At 72.6% G+C, this 22,841-nt stretch carries 18 protein-coding genes; 10 read left to right on the top strand and 8 right to left on the bottom strand.

Annotated elements, in window-relative coordinates; all coding sequences use genetic code 11:
• The first annotated feature begins 52 nt into the window (after positions 1–52).
• Positions 53–1,726 (top strand): sensor histidine kinase, encoded by a 1,674-nt coding sequence (locus BM339_RS19135; RefSeq protein ID WP_052357480.1) that lies wholly within the window; start codon positions 53–55, stop codon positions 1,724–1,726.
• Positions 1,723–2,388, top strand: coding sequence for a response regulator (locus BM339_RS19140; protein WP_024935306.1), 666 nt, complete (start codon positions 1,723–1,725; stop codon positions 2,386–2,388). Before BM339_RS19135 ends, BM339_RS19140 begins: the two co-directional genes overlap by 4 nt.
• Here the strand turns inward: BM339_RS19140 and BM339_RS19145 are convergent.
• The 5 genes from BM339_RS19145 to aceA all read right to left on the bottom strand — a co-directional run bounded on the left by BM339_RS19145 (position 2,337) and on the right by aceA (position 8,042).
• Positions 2,337–3,332: an ABC transporter ATP-binding protein gene (locus BM339_RS19145; protein WP_021597649.1), complete on the bottom strand. Its 996-nt coding sequence runs from the start codon at positions 3,330–3,332 to the stop codon at positions 2,337–2,339. The genes BM339_RS19140 and BM339_RS19145 overlap by 52 nt on opposite strands.
• On the bottom strand, positions 3,332–4,117 hold the full coding sequence (locus tag BM339_RS19150) for an ABC transporter permease (RefSeq protein ID WP_021597650.1): 786 nt from the start codon (positions 4,115–4,117) through the stop codon (positions 3,332–3,334). The genes BM339_RS19145 and BM339_RS19150 overlap by 1 nt, the downstream gene beginning before the upstream one ends.
• A 10-nt stretch (positions 4,118–4,127) precedes the next feature.
• Entirely contained in the window at positions 4,128–4,916 is a 789-nt protein-coding gene (locus BM339_RS19155) for an ABC transporter permease (RefSeq protein WP_075021724.1), read from the bottom strand.
• Positions 4,917–5,029: 113 nt separating this feature from the next.
• Complete coding sequence (locus tag BM339_RS19160) at positions 5,030–6,547, bottom strand: M1 family metallopeptidase (RefSeq protein WP_075021725.1); 1,518 nt, start codon at positions 6,545–6,547, stop codon at positions 5,030–5,032.
• 211 nt (positions 6,548–6,758) lie between these two features.
• Positions 6,759–8,042, bottom strand: a complete 1,284-nt coding sequence (gene aceA, locus BM339_RS19165) for an isocitrate lyase (protein WP_021597653.1) — start codon at positions 8,040–8,042, stop codon at positions 6,759–6,761.
• Between the two features lie 149 nt (positions 8,043–8,191).
• On the opposite strand from aceA, the gene BM339_RS19170 reads away from it, so the two are divergent.
• The 3 genes from BM339_RS19170 (at position 8,192) to BM339_RS19180 (ending at position 12,085) form a co-directional block, all read left to right on the top strand.
• On the top strand, positions 8,192–9,628 hold the full coding sequence (locus BM339_RS19170; protein ID WP_024935302.1) for a helix-turn-helix domain-containing protein: 1,437 nt from the start codon (positions 8,192–8,194) through the stop codon (positions 9,626–9,628).
• A gap of 154 nt (positions 9,629–9,782) precedes the next feature.
• Positions 9,783–10,766: a glucosyl-3-phosphoglycerate synthase gene (locus BM339_RS19175; RefSeq protein ID WP_021597655.1), complete on the top strand. Its 984-nt coding sequence runs from the start codon at positions 9,783–9,785 to the stop codon at positions 10,764–10,766.
• 89 nt (positions 10,767–10,855) lie between these two features.
• The gene (locus BM339_RS19180) at positions 10,856–12,085 is read left to right on the top strand and encodes an acyl-CoA dehydrogenase family protein (RefSeq protein ID WP_021597656.1); all 1,230 of its coding nucleotides are present in this window, start codon (positions 10,856–10,858) and stop codon (positions 12,083–12,085) included.
• Positions 12,086–12,109: 24 nt separating this feature from the next.
• On the opposite strand, the gene BM339_RS19185 is transcribed toward BM339_RS19180, so the two are convergent.
• Positions 12,110–14,065 carry a serine hydrolase domain-containing protein gene (locus BM339_RS19185; protein WP_075021726.1) on the bottom strand — a complete coding sequence of 652 codons (1,956 nt, stop codon included), beginning with the start codon at positions 14,063–14,065 and terminating at the stop codon, positions 12,110–12,112.
• A 101-nt stretch (positions 14,066–14,166) separates the two neighbouring features.
• Between BM339_RS19185 and BM339_RS19190 the strand changes: the two genes are divergently transcribed.
• Both BM339_RS19190 and BM339_RS19195 read left to right on the top strand, forming a co-directional pair.
• Positions 14,167–15,924 carry a sensor histidine kinase gene (locus tag BM339_RS19190; RefSeq protein ID WP_075021727.1) on the top strand — a complete coding sequence of 586 codons (1,758 nt, stop codon included), beginning with the start codon at positions 14,167–14,169 and terminating at the stop codon, positions 15,922–15,924.
• Positions 15,925–15,940: 16 nt separating this feature from the next.
• The gene (locus tag BM339_RS19195) at positions 15,941–16,546 is read left to right on the top strand and encodes a response regulator transcription factor (protein WP_075021728.1); all 606 of its coding nucleotides are present in this window, start codon (positions 15,941–15,943) and stop codon (positions 16,544–16,546) included.
• 156 nt (positions 16,547–16,702) lie between these two features.
• Here BM339_RS19195 and BM339_RS19200 read toward each other — a convergent pair whose 3' ends face one another.
• Positions 16,703–17,290: a TetR/AcrR family transcriptional regulator gene (locus tag BM339_RS19200; protein WP_021599507.1), complete on the bottom strand. Its 588-nt coding sequence runs from the start codon at positions 17,288–17,290 to the stop codon at positions 16,703–16,705.
• Between the two features lie 104 nt (positions 17,291–17,394).
• Here BM339_RS19200 and BM339_RS19205 point away from each other — a divergent pair, with 104 nt between their 5' ends.
• Positions 17,395–18,141 (top strand): SDR family NAD(P)-dependent oxidoreductase, encoded by a 747-nt coding sequence (locus BM339_RS19205; protein WP_024935300.1) that lies wholly within the window; start codon positions 17,395–17,397, stop codon positions 18,139–18,141.
• A 110-nt stretch (positions 18,142–18,251) separates the two neighbouring features.
• Here BM339_RS19205 and BM339_RS19210 read toward each other — a convergent pair whose 3' ends face one another.
• Positions 18,252–19,907 carry a carboxylesterase/lipase family protein gene (locus BM339_RS19210; protein ID WP_177287729.1) on the bottom strand — a complete coding sequence of 552 codons (1,656 nt, stop codon included), beginning with the start codon at positions 19,905–19,907 and terminating at the stop codon, positions 18,252–18,254.
• A gap of 190 nt (positions 19,908–20,097) precedes the next feature.
• Between BM339_RS19210 and BM339_RS49940 the strand changes: the two genes are divergently transcribed.
• Positions 20,098–22,170 (top strand): histidine kinase, encoded by a 2,073-nt coding sequence (locus BM339_RS49940; protein WP_075021729.1) that lies wholly within the window; start codon positions 20,098–20,100, stop codon positions 22,168–22,170.
• A complete protein-coding gene (locus BM339_RS19220) occupies positions 22,160–22,816 on the top strand; it encodes a response regulator (RefSeq protein ID WP_021599588.1) in 657 nt (218 codons plus the stop codon). The genes BM339_RS49940 and BM339_RS19220 overlap by 11 nt, the downstream gene beginning before the upstream one ends.
• Positions 22,817–22,841 lie beyond the last annotated feature (25 nt).

The following is a 22,841-nucleotide window of genomic DNA, read 5'->3' on the forward strand; positions in this document are numbered from 1 at the left end:
CTGCTCGCGCGGGGCTGGGCGGGCGGCCCGCCATCGATTACGGTGACGGGTCATGTCCGTGCGGCCGCGCATCACCTTCGCCCGCCAGGTGCTGATCTTGCAGGTGGGCGTGGTCGTCGTGGTGGCGGTCCTCGGATACGGCCTGACCGGCTGGATGCTCGACGGCAGGCTCCGCGACCAGTACGGCCAGCGGGCCCTCACGGTGGCGCGCACCGTCGCCGTCGACCCCGAGATCCGGGACGCGGTCGCGGCCGCCACCCCCGGCCGCCCCGTCCAGGGCGGTGCCGTCCAGGATGGTGCCGTCCAGGACGGCCTCGTCCAGGACCGGGCCGAGCGGATCCGCGTCCGGACGGGCGCGCTGTTCGTCGTCGTGACCGACAGCCGGGGCATCCGCCTCTCCCACCCGAACCCCAGGGAGCTCGGCCGGCACGTGAGCACCGACCCGTCCGACGCGCTCGCCGGGCGGGAGGTCGTCCGCGTCGAGCGGGGCACGCTCGGCCTGTCCGCGCGCGGGAAGGTCCCGCTGTACGGCCGGGACGGGCGGATCCTCGGGGAGGTCAGCGTCGGGTTCGACGCCCGCGCCATCGACCGGGAGCTCGGCCACGTGCTGCGCGAGATGTCGCTGTTCGTCGCCGGCTCCGTCCTGCTCGGCGTGCTCGCCTCCGTCGCGATCGGCCGCAGGCTGAAGCGACAGACGCTCGGCCTCGAACCGTACGAGCTGGTGGAGCTGGTCCACGAGCGGGAGGCCGTGCTGCACGGCGTCGGCGAGGGCGTCGTCGCCGTCGACTCCGGCGGCCGGACCGCGGTCTGCAACGACGAGGCGGCCCGGCTGCTCGGCGTCACCCCGGAGCGCGGCGCGCCCGCCGGGGACCTGGCCCCCGAGGGCGCGCTGCGGGACGTGCTGACGGGCCGGCGGGAGGCCACGAACCTGTTCGTCACCGCGGGGGAGCGGGTGCTCGTCGTCAACCGCCGGGAGGTCCGCCGGCACCGCCGCGACCTCGGCGCCGTCATCACGCTGCGCGACCGCACCGACCTGGAGACCCTCGCCCGCGAGCTGGACTCGGTCAGCACCCTCTTCGACGCACTCCGCGCGCAGCGGCACGAGTACGCCAACCGGCTGCACACCCTCTCCGGCCTGCTCCAGCTCGGCCACAGCGAGGAGGCCGCCGACTACATCGGGGCGCTGATGGAGGACGCCGCGCGCCGCGCCCCGGCGCCCGACAACCTCCCCGACCCGCTGTCGGACCCCTACCTGCGGGCGTTCCTGTCGGCGAAGGCCGCCGTCGCCGCGGAGAAGGGCGTCCGCCTCGACATCGGCGCCGCCAGCTACGTCCCCGGCCGCGTCGCCGACCCGCTCGACGTCACGACCGTCGTCGGCAACCTCGTCGACAACGCCGTCGAGGCCGCGCGGCTCGGGCGGCGGCGGCCCGCCCGCGTCGAGATCGAGCTGCTCGGCGACGGCCGCGACCTGCACGTCACCGTCACCGACTCCGGCGACGGGCTCGCCGACGGGCTCCGCGAGGCCGTGTTCGACGACGGGGTGTCCACCCGCGACCCCGCCGCCGGGCGGTCGCGCGGCCTCGGCCTCGGGCTGGCGCGCCGCACCGCCCGCGCCCGCGACGGCGACGTGACGTTCGTCGACGCCGGATCGGCCGGGCCCGGCGGCGGCGGTGCCGTGGCGGTCGCCCGGCTTCCCGGGGTGCTCGGAGCGGAGGCGGTGCGGTGATCGACGTGCTCGTGGTGGACGACGACTTCCGCGTGGCGCAGGTCCACGCCGGGTTCGTGGCCGCGCTGCGCGGGTTCTCCGTCGCGGGGCTCGCGCACACCGCGGCGCGGGCCCGGTCGATGGCCGCCGAGCTGGCGCCCGCCCTCGTGCTGCTGGACGTGTACCTGCCGGACGCCTCGGGCCTGACGCTGCTGCCCGAGCTGGACGCCGACGTCATCATGGCGACGGCCGCGGCCGACCCGGGCGTCGTGCGGGAGGCGCTGCGCGGCGGTGCCCTGCACTACCTGGTCAAACCGTTCACCGCCGCCGCGCTGAACGCGCGCCTCACCGCCTACGCGCGGTACCGGGAGGCGCTGTCCGGCGACGGCGAGGTGACCCAGGAGGCCCTGGACGGCGCCGTCCGCGCCCTCTACGCGCCGCTGCACGGCCAGCCGCCCGCGCCCAAGGGGCAGTCGCCGGTGACGACCCGGCTGATCTGCGACGCGCTGCGGAGGGCGGACGAGCCGCGGTCCGCCGCCGAGATCGCCGACCAGGTCGGCATCTCCCGCGCCACCGCCCAGCGCTACCTCGCCGCCCTCGCCCAGGCCGGGCGGGTCGTGGTCACGCTGCGCTACGGGGCCACCGGGCGCCCCGAGCACCAGTACGCGTGGTCGCCGCGGTAGAGCCCCGCCAGCACCTCCTCGATGCCGGCCTCCCGCAGCGAGATGTCCCGGACCTCGTGGTCGCGGGCGAGGGCGGCGACGACCGCCGCCGCGTTGGCGGTGCGCGGCAGCCGGAGCCACTGCCGGGGCCCCTCCACCCGCTCGGCCTCGATCCCGTCCAGCGCGATCGGCGGGCCGGGCCGCGCCAGCTCCACCACGAGCATCCGGTCGGCGTCCACGGTGCGGCGCAGCTCGTCCAGCCCGCCGTCGAAGGCGAGCCGGCCATGGTCGATGATCATGACGCGGCGGCAGAGCCGCTCGATGTCGCCGAGGTCGTGCGTGGTCAGCAGGATCGTGGTGCCGCGCTCGGCGTTGATGCGCTCCAGGAAGTCGCGGACGGTCGCCTTGCTCACCACGTCCAGGCCGATCGTCGGCTCGTCCAGGACGAGCAGCTCCGGATCGTGCAGGAGCGCCGCGGCGAGGTCGCCGCGCATCCGCTGCCCGAGGCTGAGCTGCCGGACCGGGGTGTCCAGGAACGGCTCCAGTTCCAGCAGCGCGGTCAGCTCGGCGAGCCGGGCCCGGTGCGCCGCCGCCTCGACCCGGTACAGCCGCCGGACGAGGGCGAGGCTGTCGCGCAGCGGCAGGTCCCACCACAGCGTCGTCCGCTGCCCGAACACCACGCCGAGGCGGCGCGCGAGCGTCGTGCGCCGCCGGGACGGGTCGAGCCCGCACACCCGGAGGGTGCCGGACGACGCCGTGAGGATCCCGGTCAGCATCTTGATGGTGGTGGACTTCCCGGCGCCGTTCGGGCCGAGGTAGCCGACGAACTCGCCCGGCTCGACCGTGAACGACACCCCGTCCACCGCGCGCAGCGTGGTCCGCGTCCTCCGCCGCAGCGGCCCCGAGCGCGCCCGCACGGTGAAGGTCTTGACGAGGTCCCCGGCCTCGATCATCGGCACCGGCATCAGCTCCCTGTCGATCGGTAGTGCCGCAGCCCCGCCCGCCACGCCAGCGCCGCCGCCGCGCACACCGCGGCGGCGACCGCCGGGGACGCGAACCGCGCCGCGTGGGGCAGCCCCAGCGGGTCGGGACGGTCCAGGACGTACAGCGCGGGCTGCCAGTTGACGAACGCCAGCGGGACGACGAAGGTCACCCCGCGGACGAAGTCGCGGGCGAACATCGTCATCGGGTACTGGGTCAGGAACGCGCCCCCGTAGGTCAGCGACTTGCTCGCCCCGTGGCTGTCGACCAGCACGCACTGCACGGCGCCCGTCAGCACCCACAGCCCGCAGAAGATCGCCGCGCCGGACGCCACCATGACGGGGATCATCGCCGCCCGGCCCGGCGTCCAGGAGACGTCCAGCCGGGGCAGCGCGAAGCCGAGGACCAGCACCGCCGGGACCAGCTTGCCGAGGCGGCGGGGTGTGAACCCCTCCGTCGCGATCTGGACCAGCGGGCTCACCGGCCGCACCAGCATCGCGTCCAGCGTCCCCTCCCGCACGTGGTGGCCGAGCCGCTCGGTCGTGCCGAGCGCGATGTCCGAGCACGCGAACGCCAGGGCGGACGTCCCGTAGAGGAAGAGCACCTCGGACACGTTGAACCCGGCGATGCGGGGCGCCCGCGAGAAAAGCACGAGGATGGCCGCCGCGTCCAGGACGGAGACGATCGCGGTGGCCAGCGCCAGCAGCACCATCGACACCGGGTACTGCGCCGCCGCGCGTATCCACGTCCAGGCGAGCAGCCCGTACATCCGTATCGGATCAGCCACCGTGCACCACCAGCCTCCGCCGCGCCGCCCGCGTGACCAGCGCGCCCGCCCAGAGCAGCACCGCCGCCCACCCCGCCTGGAACGCCAGCGCCCCGAGCAGCGCGCCGCCTGTGTAGGTGCCGAGGAAGACGTCCGCGGGCACCTGGATCTGCGCCGCCCACGGCAGCGCCCGCGCGACCTCGCCGAGCCATCCGGGGAACACCACGAGCGGCAGGATCATCCCCGAGAAGAACAGCGACATCACCAGGGTGACGGCGCTGAGGCCCCGGTCGTCGTGCAGCCAGAACATGCCCATGGCCACCAGGTACCGCAGCGCGAAGCCGACCAGCGCCGCGAGCAGCGTCGCGACCGCGAACGCGGCGGCGTGCACGGGGGAGGGCCACCGGAACGGGAACACCAGCGCGCCGGCCAGCAGCGGCGGGCCCGCGCGCAGCAGGAGCGAGCCGGCGGCGCGGCCGAGGTCGTCGGCGAGCCACCAGCCCTGCAGCCCGACCGGCCGGTACAGGTCGATGGCGACGTCGCCGTTGCGGATGCGCTCGGTGAGGTCCATGCCGCCGAAGATCTGCACCGGCCCGATCAGCGCCTGGGTGATGAAGCAGAAGGTGACGGCGTCGGCGGCCTCGTACCCGCCGAGGGAGGGGCGCACGTCCCACAGCGCGAGCAGGACGTAGGCGCGCATGAAGCCGAACACCGTGTTGGTCAGCGACTCGGTCAGCGAGCCGAGCGGGTACGCCGTGTGGCGCCGGAAGCCGTACCACCACACCCACGGAAGAACGCCCACTTACCGGGAGCTTAGACAGGCGCGGTGGGGGCGACCAGGTAATTTCGCACAGAACGGGCCCCGGCGGGTCGCGCCGGGGCCCGTCGAGGGCGAGGCCGTCGGTGGAGCGGGGGTCAGTCCTCGGGGATGGCGGGCTTGATCGGGGAGTAGAGCCAGTCCTTGAAGAACGGGCTCAGGTCCTGGCCGGAGATCTGCTCCGCCAGAGCGGTGAACTGCTCGGTCCTGGCGTTGCCGTGCTTGTGCTGCGCGTACCATGTCCGGAGCAGGGTGAGGAACTTGTCGTCGCCGATCTTCTCCCGGAGGAACTGCAGCATCATGCCGCCGCCGCTGTAGACGCGGTCGTTGAACATGGTGTCGCGCTTCGGGTCGGCGGTCAGCACCGACCAGTACGGGCGGCCCGCGGCGTCGGGGAACGGGCGGGCGGCGTACGTGGCGCGGGCCGCGTCGTGAACCGTGCGGCCGCCCGTCTTCTCCGTGTAGTACCAGGCGGACCAGGTCGCGAAGCTCTCGTTCAGCCAGATGTCCTTCCACCGGGCCGGGGAGACGGCGTCCCCGAACCACTGGTGCGCCAGCTCGTGGGCGATCGTGCCGGTGCTGCGCACCGCGGAGTACACCGGCTTGCTCTGCGTCTCCAGGGAGAACCCGAGCGGCTCGCCGTTGAAGCGGGCGTCGTCGGCGATGGCGCCGGTGCTGCTGAACGGGTAGCGGCCGAACGTCCGCGACCAGAGGTCGGTCACCTCGCTGGTGGTGTCGAAGAAGAAGTCCACCGCGTCCGGCTGCCCGGCGAGGAGGACCGGGTCGACGGCCGTGTAGTTCGGGACGCCGCCCGGCGTGCGCCCCTGCTTCACCTCCCACTTGCCGATGTCGATCGTGGTGAGGTAGCTCGCCATCGGGCTGTCCTCGCGCCACCTGAACACCTCGGCGCGGGTCCGCGCGGCGCGGCGGCTGAACGAGGCGGTGGCGGAGCGGTGCCCGGTCAGGCGCCCGTTGGCGACGGCCTTGAGCCCCGCGGGCACCGTGAGGGTGTAGTCGTAGGTCGCCTTGTCGCTCGGGTGGTCGTTGACGGGGAACCACGTGCGGGCGCCGTTCGGCTCGCCGCCGACGAAGGCGCCGTCCGGGGTGTGCAGGAACCCGTAGGGGGAGCCGAACACGATCGGCGACCCCACGATGGTCTGCGGCACGCCGCCGTACCTGACGACGGTCGTGAAGACCGAGCCCTTGCGCAGGCCCTTGCGCGGCGTGATGATCAGCTCCTGGCCGCGCCGCTCGTAGCGGGCCCGCCGCCGGTCGACCCAGACCTTCTCCACGTCCATGCCGGACAGGTCCAGGTCGAACCGCGAGAGGTTCTGGGTGGCCCGCGCGGTGATGGTGACGGTGCCGTCGAGCTGGTCGTGGTCGGGGTCGTAGCGCAGGTCCAGCGAATAGTGCCGGGCGTCGTACCCGCCGTTGCCCTCCAGCGGGAAGTACGGGTCGCCGACGCCGGGGGCGCCGGGGGTGAAGCGCCCGTGGTGGCCGTGCCCGTCCGCGGAGGCGGCGGGCGCGAGCGCGACGGCGCTCACGGCGGCGACGGCGAGCGGCAGCACCCGGCCGGGGATCGCCCGGGACCGGATGGACCGGGGGTGACGCGCCATCAGGGATCCTCTCTCCGAGTGATCAACTAGCGCGAACACGATGCGCCGATTATCGGGCGTTGTCGAGCCCCTAGCCGCATCCGGCCGGGGCGCGCCTCGCCGGACGGGGGCCCCGAGACGACCGGAAGGCCCCCGCGGGTGTAGGAACGCGGGGGCCTTCGGGGCCCGGGGATCGATCCGGAGCGGCGGGCCGGTGGCGCCGCCGGGAGGCTTAGTGGAACTGGCCCTCTTCCGTGGAGCCCTTCAGCGCCGTGGTGGACGAGTCCGGGCTGATCGCCGTGCTGACCATGTCGAAGTAGCCCGTGCCGGCCTCGCGCTGGTGCTTGACGGCGGTGAAGCCCTTCTCGGCCGCCGCGAACTCGCGCTCCTGCAGGTCGACGTAGGCGGTCATGCCCTCGCGGGCGTAGCCGTGCGCCAGGTCGAACATGCCGTAGTTCAGCGCGTGGAAGCCGGCCAGCGTGATGAACTGGAACTTGAAGCCCATGTGGCCGAGCTCGCGCTGGAACTTGGCGATGGTCGCGTCGTCCAGGTGCGCCTTCCAGTTGAAGGACGGCGAGCAGTTGTAGGCGAGCATCTGGTCCGGGTACTCGGCCTTGACCGCCTCGGCGAACCTGCGGGCCTGCTCCAGGTCCGGGGTGCCGGTCTCCATCCAGATGAGGTCGGAGTACGGCGCGTAGGCCTTGGCGCGGGCGATGCAGGGCTCGATGCCGTTGCGGACCCGGTAGAAGCCCTCGGCGGTGCGCTCGCCGGTGGTGAACTCGCGGTCGCGCTCGTCCACGTCCGTCGTGATCAGGGTCGCGGCCTCGGCGTCGGTCCGCGCGATGATCAGAGACGGGGTGCCCGAGACGTCCGCGGCGAGGCGGGCGGTGTTGAGGGTCTTGATGTGCTGCGAGGTCGGGATGAGGACCTTGCCGCCGAGGTGGCCGCACTTCTTCTCGGAGGCCAGCTGGTCCTCCCAGTGCACGCCCGCGGCGCCCGCGGCGATCATGCCCTTCATCAGCTCGAAGGCGTTCAGCACGCCGCCGAAGCCGGCCTCGGCGTCGGCCACGATCGGGGCGAGGAAGTGCGTGTCGCCCTCGCCCTCGGCCCACTGGACCTGGTCGGCGCGCAGCAGCGCGTTGTTGATGCGGCGCACGACGGCCGGGACCGAGTTCGCCGGGTAGATGCTCTGGTCGGGGTAGGTCTGCCCCGCCAGGTTGGCGTCGGCCGCGACCTGCCAGCCCGACAGGTAGATGGCCTTGAGGCCTGCCTTCACCTGCTGGACGGCCTGCAGCCCGGTCAGCGCGCCGAGGGAGTGGACGTAGTCCTCCTCGTGCAGGAGCGTCCAGAGCCGCTCGGCGCCGAGGCGCGCGAGGGTGTGCTCCTCCTGGACCGAACCGCGGATCCGGACGACGTCCTCGGCCGTGTAGGTCCGCTCGACGCCCTTCCACCGGGGGTCGGTCTCCCACTGTCGCCGCAGCTCGTCGGCTGCGCCCTTGAGGCGACCATCGCTCATCGTCTTGCCCTTCCGTGTCGTCCCCTGGGTGCTTGCCTCGACTATGCCCCGGCCGCCACCCCTGGATGAACTCGCAAGTAACGAAAGAAGCGCGAAAATTCCGGTATCATGAAGCGGTGACGACCTTGCGGACAGAAGAATCCATCAACTTGACGAGTGACGTGGATCTCGTCACCTTCGGGCAGCGGCTCCGGCATCTGCGGCGCGGCCGCGGGCTGACGCTGTCGGAACTCGGCGAGCGCGTCGGCCGCGCCCCGTCCCAGCTGTCCCTGCTGGAGAACGGGCGGCGCGAGCCCAAGCTCACGCTGCTGCAGGCCCTCGCCGCCGCGCTGGAGTGCCCGGTGGAGGAGCTGCTGCGCCGCCAGCCGCCGAGCCGGCGCGCCCAGCTGGAGATCCAGCTGGAGGAGGCGCAGCGCGACCCGCTGTACCGGACGCTCGGCCTGTCGCACCTCAAGGTCGGCAAGCGGATGCCGAACGAGGTCATCGAGCACATCCTCGCGCTGTACGGGGAGCTGAAGCGCAGCCGCACCAAGCCCACCGCGAGCCCGGAGGAGGCCCGCAAGGCCAACGCGGAGCTGCGCCGCCAGATGCACGAGCGCGGCAACCACTTCGCCGACATCGAGGACGTCGCGTCCCGGACCCTCGACGCCGTCGGGTACCGGCGCGGCGCCGTGTCCCAGGGGTTGCTGATGACGCTGGTGGGGCACTTCGGCTTCAGCCTGCAGTACGTCCAGGACCTGCCGCGCTCCGTCCGGTCCGTCACCGACCTGCGCAACCGGCGGATCTACCTGGAGCGCGAGCAGCTCGGCATGCACACGCCGCGGACGATCCTGCTGCAGACCCTCGGGCACATCGCGCTCGACCACGACCAGCCGCGCGACTTCGCCGACTTCCTGCGCCAGCGCGTCGAGGCCAACTACCTCGGCGCCGCGATCCTGATGCCCGAGCGGAGCGTCGTCCCGTTCCTGCAGGAGGCGAAGGCCGCGCGGGAGCTGTCGGTGGAGGACCTGGCGGACGTCTTCTCCGTCTCCTACGAGATGGCCGCGCACCGCTTCACCAACGTCGCGACCCACCACCTCGACCTCCAGCTGCACTTCACCAAGAACGACGAGAACGGCACGATCTACAAGGCCTACGCCAACGACGGCCTGGCCTTCCCGCAGGACGAGGACGGCGCGATCGAGGGCCAGCGGATGTGCCGGGAGTGGGCCGGGCGGCACGTGTTCGGCGCGGCGGACCGCTTCTCCGTCTACTACCAGTACACCGACACCCCCAACGGGACGTACTGGTGCCTGTCGCACATCGACCCCAGCCACGAGCGCGACTTCGCCATCACGCTGGGCGTCCGGTTCGAGGACTCCCGCTGGTTCCGCGGCCGGGAGACGACCCGGCGGGTCAAGTCCGCGTGCCCGGACGGCGACTGCTGCCAGCGGCCCCCGAAGGAGCTGTCCGACCGGTGGGAGGGCATGGCCTGGCCGTCGGCGCGGGCGCACTCCCACGTGCTGTCCGTCCTGCCGCCCGGGGCCTTCCCGGGGGTGGACGAGGCGGACGTCTACGAGTTCCTGGACCGGCACGCCGCCGAATGACCGGCGTGTTGTGGCGGTGTTAACTCTTCGGGTCGGTTCGTCCTGTGCTGCGCCGACAGTGAATGATCTGGGGAGATCTGGCGTTTCCTAGTAGGTGAGGGGACGCCGGTCCCGGAACACCGGTCGAGGACGCCCCGAACGGGAGGGAGAGCGCGTGCTGCCCGAGGTCGCGTCGTGGTTGGACCGCCGCACCAGCACGGCCGAGGACTGGCCGCCGCGCCTGCTGCTCGCCGCCAAGGGCGACACCAGGATCAGCGTCGTGCTGCCGGCGCGGGACGAGGAGGCGACGGTCGGCGCGATCGTCGCCGCCGTCCGCACCGACCTGGTCGAGCGGATCCCGCTGGTGGACGAGATCGTCGTGGTCGACTCCCGCTCCCGCGACCGGACCGCCGCCGTGGCCGCCGCCGCCGGCGCTGGCGTGGTGGCGCAGGACGCCGTCCTGCCGGAGCAGGGACGCATGTCCGGCAAGGGCGAGGCGCTGTGGAAGTCCCTCGCCGCGACGTCCGGCGACCTGATCGTGTTCGTGGACGCCGACCTGCGCGAGTTCGCCTCGTCCTACATCACCGGCCTGCTCGGGCCGCTGCTGACCGACCCGTCCGTCGGCTACGTCAAGGGCTGCTACGACCGGCCGCTGGTCGAGGGCGGGCGGCGCGTGGAGGGCGGCGGGGGCCGGGTCACCGAGCTGGTCGCGCGCCCCCTGATCAACCTGCACTGGCCGCTGCTCGCCGGCGTCATGCAGCCGCTCGGCGGCGAGTACGCCGGCCGCCGGGCCCTGCTGGAGCGGATGCCGTTCGTGACCGGCTACGGCGTGGAGCTCGGCCTGCTCCTCGACATCTACCAGGACTCCGGCCTCGACGCGATCGCGCAGGTCGACCTCGGCCGCCGGGTGCACGCCCACCAGTCCACCGAGGCGCTCGGCGCCATGTCCGGGCAGATCATGCTGACCGCCTGGTCGCGGCTGGAGCGGCACGGCCGGATGCTCCCGCTGGAGGCCCCCTCGACGGCGCTCACCCGGTTCCACCGCGCCGCGGACGGGCACGACGCCCGCACGACCGACGTCGCGGTGGGGGAGCGCCCGCCGATGATCGAGGTCCCCGCGTACGCCGCCGCGCGGTCCTTCTCGCCCGGCCGCAGGTGACCGCCCTCTCCGGGTGGCTGTGTTACCCGTGGTAACGCCAGATGGTGCTACCGTTGGTAACAGCGATATTGGAGAGAGGGTCAATAATCATGACGAGTGCGGAGCAGACGCCGTTCTCCCTGGAGCCCAGCGAGGACGTCCGCGAGGTCAGGGACTGGGTGCACGAGTTCGCCAGGGACGTCATCCGCCCCGCCGCGGAGGAGTGGGACGAGCGGGAGGAGACCCCCTGGCCGCTCATCCAGGAGGCGTCCAAGGTCGGCATCTACTCCCTGGACTTCTTCGCCACCCAGTGGCTGGAGCCGACCGGCCTCGGCATCCCGGTGGCGTTCGAGGAGCTGTTCTGGGGGGACGCGGGCATCGCGCTCTCCATCGTGGGCACCGGCCTCGCCGCCGCGTCCGTCGCCGCCGTGGGAACCGAGGCGCAGGTCGCCGAGTGGGTGCCGCAGATGTTCGGCACCACCGACGACGTCAAGCTCGGCGCGTTCTGCGCGTCCGAGCCCGACGCCGGCAGCGACGTGGGCTCGATCCGCAGCCGAGCCGTCTTCGACGAGGCCAAGGACGAATGGGTGCTGAACGGCACCAAGACCTGGGCGACCAACGGCGGCATCGCCGACGTCCACGTCGTCGTGGCCTCGGTGTACCCCGAGCTCGGCAGCCGCGGCCAGGCCAGCTTCATCGTCCCGCCGAACACCCCGGGCCTGAAGCAGGGCCAGAAGTTCAAGAAGCACGGCATCCGCGCCTCCCACACCGCCGAGGTCGTCCTGGACGACGTGCGCGTCCCGTCGCACCTGATCGTCGGCGGCAAGGAGAGGTTCGACGAGCGCATCGCCCGCACCCGCGAGGGCAAGAGCTCCAAGGGCCAGGCCGCGCTGAAGACGTTCGAGACCACCCGCCCGTCCGTCGGCGCGATGGCCCTCGGCGTCGGCCGCGCCGCCTACGACTACGCCCTGCAGTACGCGCGGGAGCGCGAGCAGTTCGGCAAGAAGATCGGCGACTTCCAGGCGATCGCCTTCAAGCTCGCCGACATGAAGACCCGCCTGGACGCCGCCCGCCTCATGGTCTGGCGCGCCGCCTGGATGGCCCGCACCGGCAAGGACTTCCAGAACGCCGAGGGCTCGATGGCCAAGCTGATGGCCAGCGAGATGGCGGTGCACGTCACCGAGGAGGCCATCCAGATCCTCGGCGGCAACGGCTACACCCGCGACTACCCGGTCGAGCGCATGCACCGCGACAGCAAGATCTTCACCATCTTCGAGGGCACCTCCGAAATCCAGCGCCTCGTCATCGGCCGCACCATCACCGGCCTGCCCGTCCGCTGACGTCTCGGCAGGCCGGTGCGCTCGTCAGGTGGTAGGGAACGGGAGCGCCAGAAGGTGGTAGGTGACGCACAGTTTGAAGAAGGGGACGGATAGGAGCACCAGGAGGGTGAACCCGATCCTGCCGGGGAGCCTCCACCAGTTCTTCCACCAGGCGCCGGCCAGGGCCACGGGCAGCGGGAGAGCGGCCACGAACGAAGCGGTCGCGATGTAGGGCAGCACCGTCAGACGGGGTGAGCCGAGTACCACGGCCTCCATCAGGGAGTTGCCGTCCGACATCGCCAGGGCCATGGCGACGAGGAACACGGTGGTCAGTGCGGCGGCCAGCCAGGCCTGGGCACGGGTCAGGCGGGCGGGGAGCGGATGCGCGGGCCGGTGCCGCAGACCCCGCACGAGCGCGAGCACCGGGAAAGCGAAGAAGGCGATGATGAACGCGAACGCCCCGCCGATCAGCAGGGCGAGGTGCAACGACGGTTCGTCGTACCAGGCGAGCCGCTGGTAGGACTCGGCCGGGTTCGCTGACGCGACCAGCGTCTCGCCGTCGAACGCGAGGCGATCCTGCCCGCCCTTCTCGATGAACAGACCCTGCCGCACCTGCTTCCAGTGCTGGGTCTTCTTGGCCGGGTCCGGGGAGACGCCGGTGGTGGTGAGGGTGCCGTCCTTGCCGGCGCTCACCTTGATGTTGACGATCAGGCTGTTGAACCGGGTGAGGTCGGAGTTACTGGTGCGGTTGGCCCGGTACGTCCCGGAATAGCGGGTCGCGTCGCCAGGGGCCTTCGTCGCCGGTGCTGCCAGCGGCTGCGCTCTGGTGGCGGGGGTGTAATGGTCGGTGACGGCGTTCGCCACGCGCTGGGCCAGCCAGTTCGCGTCTCCGTTCGCGCCATCGCCGTTGTACACGACGTACACGCCGGCGCGCTGCTCGGGCATCAGTGCCAGCACGTTGTGGAAGCCGGGAACGTCCCCGTCCTTGTAGTAGCGGGGGTGGCCGTTTCGGGGCCGCTCCTCGAAGGTGAAGCCCATGCCGGGCATCGGGTCGATCTGGGTGTACTGGCGCGAACGCAAGGGACGGGTGACCGCGGCGCCGCCGAGGGCGGGGTCATCGCCGAGTTGCGCGATCATGAACCGGCCCATGTCGGCGGGTGTGGCGGCGGGCCCGGTGCCGCTCGGCGTCCACGGCCCGTACTGGCCGCTCTCGGCGGTGAAGCCGCTGCCGGAGGGGCGGTACCCCTTGGCCAGGCGCGCGGCGAACGCCCCGGGGTGGGGGAGCGCGACACTCGTCCCGGACATGCCGACCGGGCTCAGCACGTGCTCCCTGGCGTAGTCCGCAAAGGGCTGCTTCGAGGCGACTTCGACCAGGAATCCGGCGAGCGCGATGCCGTAGTTGTCATAGGCGACACGCGTCCCCGGCGGCCGGACCCGTTCGGGCTGCCACTCCTCGACGCTGCGCCCGAGGGACACCACGTCGTTCGGGTCGCGTTCCGCCAGGCCCAGCGTGTGCTCGTCGAACCCGGCGGTGTAGGTGAGCAAGTGCCGCAGTGTCACCGGACGCCCGGGATAGGTGTTCTTGATCTTGAACGCGGTGAGGTAGCGGTTGACGTCCTGGTCCAGGCTCAGCCGGCCCGCGCGGACGAGTTGCATCACGGCGGTCGCCGTGAACAGCTTGGTCGTCGAGCCGAGGAAGAACGCCGTCGACGCGGGGTCGACCGGCCTGCGGGACGCGACGTCGGCGACGCCGTATCCCTTCGCGAACACCTGCGCTCCGTCCTTGACCACGACGACGGACGCGCCGGGAATCCTGTTCTCGGCCAGCTGCGCCGGCACCAGTCCATCGATCAGCCGTGCGATGTCGCCATTCCGGGATCCACGCCCCTGGGACACGGCCGGGCCTTGATCGGGGGAAGACCGGCTCTGCGCACGCACGGCCGGACAGAAGGCGATGAGGGTCACGAGCGTGCACAGCAGCGCGAGCGGGAGCTTCTTCATGCGGCCAGGCTCGCCTGCGACCCTGCGGCGGCGACAGTGCCACGTGCACCACCTCACCATGCAGAATGCACGAACCGGACAGAACACCCTAGGATTCCCGCGTGGTCACCGCAGTGATCGCCGCCGTCCTGGTGGGCCTGGTGGTCTCGCCGGACGGACCGGTGCCGGATCCCGCGGCGGTCGCGATGCTCGTCCTGCAACTGGTGCACTGCCTGCCGCGGACCCGGCGGTTCCGCGACCGGTTCGGCGCCTGGACCCTCGCCGCGCAGGTCCTGCTGCTGCCGCTCGGTGGCCCCGCCGGATTCCTCGGCGCGTCGCTGCTCCTCATGCTGCCGCGCCCGGTGCGCGGGCCGCTGTTCGCCGTCGTGGTCGCCGCGGCCGGATCACTCAACACCGGCAGCCTGTACTCCTGCCTGAACGCCATGGGCAACGCACTGTGCCAAGGCCTGCTGGTGTACGCGCTGACCCGGCTCAGCGACCTGCGCGACGAGCTCGCGACGACACGGGGCGAACTCGCGGCCAGGTCCGTGGCCATGGAACGCGCCCGGGTCTCGGACGCGCTGGAGGACGCTCTCGGCACCGCCCTGTCCGAGATCATCCGGCTGGCCGCCGAAGGGCGGGCGGAAGGCGTCCTGGAACGCGCCCGGGCGGCCCGGGCCGAGGTCCGCCGCGCCCCCGAGCCGCCCGCGCCGGCACCGCTGCCGCCGCCCGGTGACCTCACGCCGCGGACCGCGCTGCCCATCATCGTCATCGGGCACCTCTGGTACCCGGTGATCGCGGTGATCTACCTGGTCTCGGCGGCGCCGCCGCCGACGCTGCTCGCCCTCTACATCGCCGACATCATCGCGGTCGTCGGATTGCAGGTGTACCACGTCCTGCCCCGGCCGCCTGGCGCGCCACCGCGGCACGCGGTATGGACGCTCCCCGCGCAGGCGCTGCTGGCCACCGCGGCGCTGTTCGCGCCCGATCGCCCGTACCCGCAGCTCATGTGGCTGGCCGGCGGGGCGGTGCTGGTCATCCTGGCCGCGCGTCCCGGCCGGGCCTGGACCCTGTTCACCGGGTATGTCGCGCTCGTCCCGGCGACGCTGCTCGTCCGCGGCGACGATGGAGCCGGTGCGGCGTTGTGGACGATCGAAACGGCGGGCGGCGCGCTGATGTTCTACGGGCTGGCGCTGCTGACCCGCCTCGTCCACGAGATAGCCGAGACCCGGGCGGCGCTGGCGCTGACGGCCGTCGCGCAGGAGCGGCGCCGGATCGCCCGCGACGTGCACGACCTGCTCGGCGCGGGGCTCTGGGCGATCATGCTCAAGGCCGACCTGGCGACCCGCGACCCGGGCGCGGCGGACGAGGCGCTGGCGGACGCCGCGTCGGCCGCACGGAGCGCCCTCGGCGACCTGCGGGCCATCCCCGGCGACGACACGGGGCGGTTGTCGGCCGCGGCCGAGTTGGAGTCAGCACTCGACCTGCTCGCCGCGGCGGGCGTCGAGGTCACCGTGACGTGGCCGCCGGACTTCCTCCTCCCCCCGGCGACGGATGCGCTGTTCGCCACCGTCTTGCGCGAGGCCGTCACCAACGTGATGCGACACAGCGCCGCCCGCCACTGCCTGGTCGAGGCGGTACGCGACGACGACCGCGCCCGGGTGCGCGTCGTCAACGACGGAACCGAAGCCGTCCCGTCCAGCCCTCCGGGCCAGGGCCTCGCCAACCTCACGGCCCGGGCCGGCGCACTCGGCGGGGCGCTCACCGCCCGCCCCCTCCCCGACGGCCGGTTCGAGCTGTCCGTTGACGCGGCCCGATCCGCCCGCGCGACCAGCGGGACATCGCTCGGTAGCGGACCGCGCACACCTAGAATCCCCTGAGAACCCGGAGGAGCCGATGATCAGACTGCTGGTGGGCGAGGACATGCATCTCGTCCGCGGTGCTCTGGTCGCGTTGCTGGAGCGGGAGGACGACCTGACCGTCGTCGCCGAGGTGGGAAGCGGAGAGCAGATCGTCCCCGCCGCGCGCGAGCACCGCCCCGACATCGCGGTGCTCGATATCGGCATGCCGGGCGTCGACGGCATCGAGGCGGCGGCCCAGATCGCCGCCGAACTCCCCGGCTGCAAGGTGCTCTTGGTCACAGGCTCCGCGACGCCGACCATGCTGCGCCGGGCACTGGCCGCCAACGTGCACGGCTTCATGGTCAAGGACGCGCCGGCACATGAACTGGCCGAGGCGATCAGACGGATCGTCGCGGGCCGGCAGGTCATCGACCAGGCGCTTGCCACGCGCGCCCTCACCGCGCCGGAGAACCCTCTGACCGATCGCGAACTGGACGTGCTGAGGCTGGCGGCGTCCGGCTCCGACCCGTCGGAGATCGCCGCGCGGCTTCACCTGTCGCGCGGCACGGTCCGCAACTACCTCGGGGCGATCGTCACCAAGCTGAACGCCCGCAACCGCCTCGACGCCGTCCGAATAGCCACCGAAGCCGACTGGCTGTAGGAGGATCCGCATCAGCCGCCCGACCGGGTCGGCGATGACCTGCACTTTCAGCCGGTAGACCTGCGAGCGGGTTGAGCGCGCGGGCTGGACAGGGCACGACACGCTGCACGGCCCTGCCCGGCAAAGTTTGGTGCGTGCGGCGCGTTGTGTGTTGGGTTAGTTGGTGGGGTGGTTTGGTAGGAGTTGGGATGCGAGCGATCGTGCTGTGGCGGTGAGTGTGGTCGTGTCCAGCCCGGTCCGGCTCATGAAGACGAGCCCCTGTTGCGCGGCCAGGAGGGCCCGCGCTAGTGCGATCGGATCCGTTTCTGCCGGTAGATCGCCTTCGCGTTGGGCGCGGGCGACGCAGTCGGCGATCAGCGCGGTGGACGTCTCGTAGGCGCGGTGGGCGTGGTCGAGGACTTCCGGATCGGCGTTGCCTAGTTCGCAGGTGCTGTTGGCCAGGAGGCAGCCACGCCGCGTGTCGGTGTCGATGGGTGCCTCGAGGAGCATGCGTAGTGCGTCCAGGGCCCGTGGACTTTCGGCGAGGGCGTCGCGAAGGTGGCCATGGCTGTCGTCGGTGTAGCTGCGCAGCGCCCGGAGGAAGAGCTGGCGCTTGTCGCCGAACGCCGCGTACAGGCTGCCTTTGCCCAGGCCGCTGACCCGCATCAGGTCCTCTAGCGAGGTCGCGGCGTAGCCGGCGTCCCAGAACTGGTCACGGACGGCGTTCAGTACCTGCTTCTCGTCGAACGATCGCGGACGTGCCATGCGGACAGGATACGGAGTTCTTGACCGTGCGGTCCACCATCCTTATGGTGGACCGCACGGTCAAGAACTCCATGGCACGTTGCATCTAGGGAAGTGGGGAGCACATGGGAAAGCTGGACGGCAAGGTGGCGATCGTGACCGGCGGGTCGCGGGGGATCGGGGCGGCGTCGGCGCTGGCGCTGGCCGACGAGGGCGCCGACGTCGCGATCAGCTACTCGTCCTCGGCGGATCGGGCCAAGGCCGTGGTCGCCGACCTGGAGGCGAAGGGAGTGCGCGCGGCGGCCTTCCAGGCCGACCAGGCGGACGCGGCGCAGGCGGCCGGCTTGATCGGGCGCGTGGTCGAGCAGTTCGGGAAGCTGGACATTCTGGTCAACAACGCGGCCGTGGGCGGTGGCGGCCTGCTCGACGGCGAGCCCGTCGACGAGGCCGCCGTCGAGCGGCAGCTCACCGTCAACTACACGAGCGTGGTGGCCGGGATCCAGGCGGCGTTGCCGTTGCTGCCCGATGGCGGGCGGATCGTCAGCATCAGCTCGGGTGTGGCCACCCGGGCGGGTTTCCAGGGGATGGCGTACTACACGGGCACGAAGTCGGCCCTTGAGGGCTTCAGCCGGGGCGCGGCCCGCGATCTGGCGCACCGGGGCATCACGGTCAACGTCGTCCAACCCGGGTTCGTCGACACCGAAGCAAACCCCGCCGACGGCCCGGCCGCGTCCATGTTCCTTCCGACCGCGGCGATGGGGCGGTACGGCAGGCCGGAGGAGATCGCCGCGGGCGTCGTCTTCCTCGCCAGCCCGCAGGCCTCCTACGTCACCGGCGCAGTGCTGAGGATCGACGGCGGATACGCCGCGTAGCCCGGCCGTGTCGGGCACCCGACACGGCCGGGCGAGCGGGTCGACGCCGAGCTGACGGACTGGAGGATCCGTTCCACATCGCCGCGGCCGGTGGCCGGTCTCCGTCCCGATCAGCGGGCGAGGCGCGTCCAGAAGGGGAGGTGGTGCTCGGCTGCGAGGTCGACCGGGCGGATGCCGCCCGCGCCGGGGGCGAGGGACTGGACGTGGGGAGTGCGGCCGCCGGTCGTGCGGAACAGCGGCCACCGGGGGCCGCCGGCCCTGCCGGGATCTCCGAAGGCCGCGAAGCTCGTCCAGTAGCCGATCATCTGCTGGGCGAGCCGCGCCTGTTCGGGGTCTAGCTTGGGCGGGAGGCCGCCCAGGTCGAACAGGTACCACAGCTCGGAAGCGTGCTGGGCGCCCATCGGCATCTTCGGGGGACCGGGGGTCAGCGCCGGCGGGTCGGGGTCGGCGAACTCGTACTGGTACACCGGCACCTGCCGGGAGAGGGTGCGGGACATGGCGTTCTGCGCGTACACCCATTTGCGGTCGGTGACGATCGCCGACCACGCCAGCGCGGCCGAGTCGTAGGCCGACCGCGGATATTCGGCCCGGACCGCCTTCTCGTCCTCGCCGAAGGTCTCGCTCATCACCGTGTTGAAGGTCTGCTCGGTCATGGGCCGGCGCCGGCCCGCCGCGGCCTCGTCATAGATCGCCGTGGACTGGGTGGACTCGTCGCGGGTGTTGCCCGACAGGACCGGCACGTGGTGGAAGCGTCCGGCGCGCAGCGCGTCGGACGGCCGCATCGGCAGCACATCGGTGCCGTAGGCCGGGTGGATGTACTTGTTGAGCACGGGCATCAGCTTGTCGACGGGCAGCTTGCGCATGCAGGCGATGACCGCTGGGTCATCGCCGGTGCAGCCCAGGTCGGCGGCGGTCTGCCGACCGCGGGCCTGGACGGTCGCGAGCGGCAAGAGCACGTCGTCCGGCTTCTGGCCGCGGTAGTCGAAGTTCTTGAGCCAGCCGAGGGAGCATGAGCCGCTCTGCAGGATGGCCTTCCCGAACAGGCCCCTGGCGCCCGGCGACGTGAGCTGCGCGCAGCCGCTGACCCCGCCCGCGGACTGGCCGGCGAAGGTCACATTGCGGGGGTCTCCGCCGAACCGGGCGATGTTGCGGTTCACCCAGGACAGGGCGGCCTGCTGGTCCTTGAGGCCGTACGATCCCGATCCCTCCAGGCCGGGATGGCCGAAGAAGCCGAACACGCCGAGCCGGTAGTTGACGGTCACGACGACGACATCGCCCTGAGCCGCCATGCGGTCGGCGGTGTAGTTGCCGCCCGCACCCATGTAGTAGCCGCCGCCGTGCACCCACACGACCACCGGCCTCGGCTTGGCGGGATCGCCGGCCGGCGCGGTCACGTTGAGGTTGAGGCAGTCCTCGTTCTTGCTTCCGCTGGGGATCTCGCCGGGGCCCTGCGGGCACGCCGGACCGGGCCGGGTCGCGTCCCGCGTGTCACCCCAGGGCGCCGGCGGCCGCGGGTCCTGCCAGCGAAGGTCGCCCACCGGCGGTGCCGCGTACGGGACGCCCTGGAAGACGCGGACGTTCCCGGTCGCCTTGCCGCGTACCGCACCGTACTCGGTGTGCGCTACGGGCCCGGCGCCGTCGTGCGTCGCTCCGGTCCCTCCCGACGCGCTGAGCTTCGCGGGCTTGGCGTCGGCGCATGACGCCGTGGCCACCCCGGCGGTCAGGGCCAGCAGCGCCAGTGGCAGGCGCCGGTTCCGGGCTCTCATCGGTGACGTCCCTCCGTGTGCTCGATCGTCCGCTCACGAGTCCAGTGGACGGCGGGGAGGCCGCACTAGCGGAGAAGGCGGTGCGCCCTGTCCACGAAAGTTGATCGCCCCGCCGCCGCGTACCCTCCTTCGTCGGCTTCGCGGCCGGATCAGGGCCTCCTTCGCCGGGGCCGGACGTACCGTGTGCCGCATGGGACTCCTGCCGGCACCTGCGACGCGATTCGTCCGGGCATGGGGCCTGGACGTCGCGGTCCTCCTCGCCGTCGCCGGCATCACCTGGGCGCCGCCGTTCCCGGACGGCCCGGCCGAATGGGGCCCCCTGGCCGGGACGGCCGCCATGCTCGCCGCCGGCACCGTGATCATCGCGGGCCGCCGGATCGGGGCCGAGCCGGCGGCCGCCGCCGCGGCCGTCGCCGGCGTGACGGGGTGGGCGCTCGCGGCGTCCGGCCGGTTCGCCACCGCGGACGAGCTCACGAACCTGCTGATGTCGCTGGCCCCCGTCCTCCTGACCTATGGCGGCCATCTCTATGCCCGGGACCGGCGGCGGGCGTGGACCGCGGTGGCGCTCCTCACGGTCGCCGCCGCGCATCCGTGGTCGACGTCGATGCAGGCCGCCGCCGACGGGCTGCTGTACATCTGCGCCCCGATGCTGTTCGGGTTCTACCGCCAGACGCAGCGGATGCTCGTGCGGACCCTGACCGACCGCGCCCGCGACGCCGAACGCGAGCGGGACCTGTGCGCCGAGCAGGCCAGGGCCCAGGAGCGCACCCGCATGGCCGTGGAGCTGCACGACGTCGTCACCCACCGGGTCAGCCTGATGGTGCTGCACGCCGGGGCGCTGCGGATCACCACGGCCGACGCCGCCGTCCGGGACGCGGCCGAGAACGTCCGGGCGATCGGGTGCGAGGCGCTGGCCGAACTCCGTGAGCTGATCGGCGTGCTCCGCGGTTCCCGGCCGGCCGCTCCCGCGCCGGTGGCCGGACCGCCGGGTGATCCGGTCGTGACCGGCACCGGGCCTTCGGCGGCGCCGCCGCGGATCGACCGGTCCGATCTGTGCTTCGCGGCGGCCGCGGGAGTGTGGACGCTGCTGCTCAGCACCCTCGTGGCCACCGCGCCGCCGGTCGGCAGCGGCGAGCCGGCCCTGCCCTGGCTTGAGATCGGGCTCCAGCTACCTCTCGCCGCCGCGCTCGTCCTGCGCCGCCGCCATCCCCATGCGGCCGCCGTCCCGACCCTGGCCGGAACGGTCGTCCTCCTCGGGCTCGCCGTGACCGGCTCGGCGGGCCTGCTCGCGACGGGCGACTCCACCAGGCTGCTCGTCCCGGCGGTCGCGCCACTGGTGGCCTACACGGTGGCCGCGCATTCCAGGCGTCCGGTCCTGGGGACCGCCGTGGTGCTGGCACTGCTGGCCCTGGCCGCCCGTCCCTGGGACCCCTATGCGGTGGTCGTCTCGGTCGCCGCGGTGTTCATCGGCCTGCCGGCGCTGCTGGGACTGTACGTCGGAGTGTGGCGCCGCCTCGTCGTGGCGCTCACCGAACGCGCCGAACGGGCGAGGCGTGAACGGCGGCTGCTCACAGAACGGGCGAGGGCCGGGGAACGGGCCCGGCTCACCCGGGAGATGCACGCCATCGTGTCCGGCCGGGTCCACGACATGCTGGACTGGGCGGACCGGCTGGGCTGTGCGGCCCCCTCGGCGGAGTCCGCGCAGGCCTCCGCGGAGCTGGCCGCGGCCGGGCGGCAGGCTCTCGACGAACTGCACGACCTGGCCGGCGCCTTCCAGACCGGTGACGGCGCCCCCGGGGCCGCCGGAGGTCCGGTGGACCTGGCCGGGCTCGCGGCGCAGTCCGCGTCGGTCGGCGTGCCGGTCGAACTCGTCGAGACGGGCGATCCGGCGACGCCGTCCCCGGCGATCGCGCGGACGGCCCGGCGCATCGTGGGGGAGGCGCTCACCAACGTCCGCAAGCACGCCTACGGCGCGCAGGTCCGCGTGGAGGTGCGGTACGACCCGGAGCAGGTGCGGGTCAGGGTCAGCAACGGCAGGCCGCCCGCCGGGCCCTTCCGCGGAGACCGGGACCTGGCGGCCGTGGGCTCCGGCACCGGGCTCCTCGGCGTGCGGCAGCGTGTCGACCTGGTCGACGGGACGCTGGTGGCGGGGCCCACCGGCGACGGCGGATTCGTGCTCGATGCGATACTGCCCGCATGCGTGCCCACCACGTCGCATGCCGCCTCGACCCGCACCGTGGAAGAGCCGGCTCATGAGCCCTGACCCGATCCGCGTCCTGGTCGTCGACGATGAGCCGATGGTGTGCGCGCATCTGCGGACCATCCTCGGTTCCGCAGGCGACATCGACGTGATCGAGCCGGCCCATGACGGGGAGGCCGCGCTGCGCGCCGTCGAACGGCACCGCCCGCACATCGTCCTGATGGATCTCCGGATGCCGGGGATGGACGGGCTGACCGCGACCGAGCGCCTCAGGGCGCGACCGGATGCCCCGGTGGTCGTGGTGCTGACCACCTTCGACGCCGACGAGTTCGTCCTGCGCGCCCTGCGGGCCGGCGCCGCCGGGTTCCTGGTGAAGTCGACGCCGCCGGAGGACCTGATCGACCTCGTGCGCGTGGCGTGCGACGGGCACACCGTGCTGTCGTCCGAGGCCGCGAAGCGGCTGGTCGCGGCCTCGACGGCCGGGGAGCAGCACAGGGAGCGCGCCCGGAGCCTGGTCGCCGGGCTCACCGAACGCGAGACCGAGGTGCTGGCCTGCCTGGGCGAGGGACTGTCCAACGCGCAGATCGGCAGGCGGCTGTCCCTGACCGAGGCCACGGTGAAGAGCTACGTCTCGCGGATGCTGGTCAAGCTCGGCTGCGAGAACCGCACCCAGGCGGGGCTGGCCGCCCACAACGCGGGCCTGGTCTGATCGTTGAGCTCGGACCGGCCGACGC

Source organism: Actinomadura madurae (assembly GCF_900115095.1).
GTDB classification, from domain to species: Bacteria; Actinomycetota; Actinomycetes; order Streptosporangiales; family Streptosporangiaceae; genus Spirillospora; species Spirillospora madurae.

Bases quoted from the DNA above. Each gene is read 5' to 3' on its own strand.
- BM339_RS19135 (WP_052357480.1), top strand. From the start codon at position 53: ATGTCCGTGCGGCCGCGCATCACCTTCGCCCGCCAGGTGCTGATCTTG.
- BM339_RS19145 (WP_021597649.1), bottom strand. From the start codon at position 3,332: ATGCCGGTGCCGATGATCGAGGCCGGGGACCTCGTCAAGACCTTCACC.
- BM339_RS19150 (WP_021597650.1), bottom strand. From the start codon at position 4,117: ATGTACGGGCTGCTCGCCTGGACGTGGATACGCGCGGCGGCGCAGTAC.
- BM339_RS19160 (WP_075021725.1), bottom strand. From the start codon at position 6,547: ATGGCGCGTCACCCCCGGTCCATCCGGTCCCGGGCGATCCCCGGCCGG.
- aceA (WP_021597653.1), bottom strand. From the start codon at position 8,042: ATGAGCGATGGTCGCCTCAAGGGCGCAGCCGACGAGCTGCGGCGACAG.
- BM339_RS19180 (WP_021597656.1), top strand. From the start codon at position 10,856: ATGACGAGTGCGGAGCAGACGCCGTTCTCCCTGGAGCCCAGCGAGGAC.
- BM339_RS19185 (WP_075021726.1), bottom strand. From the start codon at position 14,065: ATGAAGAAGCTCCCGCTCGCGCTGCTGTGCACGCTCGTGACCCTCATC.
- BM339_RS19195 (WP_075021728.1), top strand. From the start codon at position 15,941: ATGATCAGACTGCTGGTGGGCGAGGACATGCATCTCGTCCGCGGTGCT.
- BM339_RS19200 (WP_021599507.1), bottom strand. From the start codon at position 17,290: ATGGCACGTCCGCGATCGTTCGACGAGAAGCAGGTACTGAACGCCGTC.
- BM339_RS19205 (WP_024935300.1), top strand. From the start codon at position 17,395: ATGGGAAAGCTGGACGGCAAGGTGGCGATCGTGACCGGCGGGTCGCGG.
- BM339_RS19210 (WP_177287729.1), bottom strand. From the start codon at position 19,907: ATGAGAGCCCGGAACCGGCGCCTGCCACTGGCGCTGCTGGCCCTGACC.
- BM339_RS49940 (WP_075021729.1), top strand. From the start codon at position 20,098: ATGGGACTCCTGCCGGCACCTGCGACGCGATTCGTCCGGGCATGGGGC.
- BM339_RS19220 (WP_021599588.1), top strand. From the start codon at position 22,160: ATGAGCCCTGACCCGATCCGCGTCCTGGTCGTCGACGATGAGCCGATG.